Origin of the sequence: Pseudoroseomonas cervicalis ATCC 49957, assembly GCF_000164635.1 — a bacterium.
Lineage (GTDB): Bacteria > Pseudomonadota > Alphaproteobacteria > Acetobacterales > Acetobacteraceae > Pseudoroseomonas > Pseudoroseomonas cervicalis.
Map to the genome: position 1 here is coordinate 1 of NZ_GG771127.1, position 813 is coordinate 813.

Annotated in this window: 1 protein-coding gene; it reads left to right on the forward strand. The window is 75.5% G+C overall.

Features of this window, described 5'->3' with window-relative positions:
• The coding region (locus tag HMPREF0731_RS22135) for a PepSY-associated TM helix domain-containing protein (RefSeq protein WP_007006499.1) at positions 1-813 on the forward strand (813 nt) is incomplete at both ends.

Consider the following 813-nt stretch of genomic DNA (forward strand, 5'->3'; position numbering starts at 1 on the left):
CGCCATGAGCGCCCCCGCCCCGCGCCGCGACGGCGCCGAGCTGAAGGCCTTCCTGGCCCGGCTGCATTTCTATGTCGGCCTGTTCGTCGGCCCCTTCCTGCTGGTCGCGGCCCTGACCGGCCTGCTCTATGTGGCGACGCCGCAGCTGGAGGAGGCGCTCTACCGCCCCGTCCTGCGCAGCGACAGCCAGGGCGCGCCGCGCAGCCTGGAGGCCCAATACCAGGCCGCGCGCGCCGCGGCGGGGCCGGAGGCCCGCTTCTTCGCGCTGCGCCCGGCGCCCGCCCCCGGCCACACCACGCGGGTGATGTTCCTCACCCCCGGCCTCGGCGAGTCCGAGAGCCGTGCCTATTTCATCGATCCGGTGACGCTGGCCGTGCTGGGCGACCACATCGTCTATGGCACCAGCGGCGTGCTGCCGCTGCGCACCGGCATCGACTATCTGCACCGCAACCTGATGCTGGGCGAGCCGGGGCGCCTCTACAGCGAGCTGGCGGCCTCCTGGCTGTGGATCGCCGCGCTGGGCGGGGTGCTGCTGTGGTTCTGGCGCGACACCGGCGCGCTGGCGCGCCGCGCCCCGGGCAACCGCAGGCTGCGCACCCGGCGGCTGCACGGGCTGGTGGGCGTCGGCGTGGCGCTCGGCCTGCTGTTCCTCTCGGCCACCGGCCTGACCTGGTCGCGCTGGGCGGGGGAGCGGATCGACCTGCTGCGCGGCGCCCTGGGCTGGGTCACCCCCTCCGTCACCCTGGCGCTGCAACCCTCCGCCATGCCGGCCACGGGGCATGGCGACCACGCGTACCACGGCGCCGCGCCGCC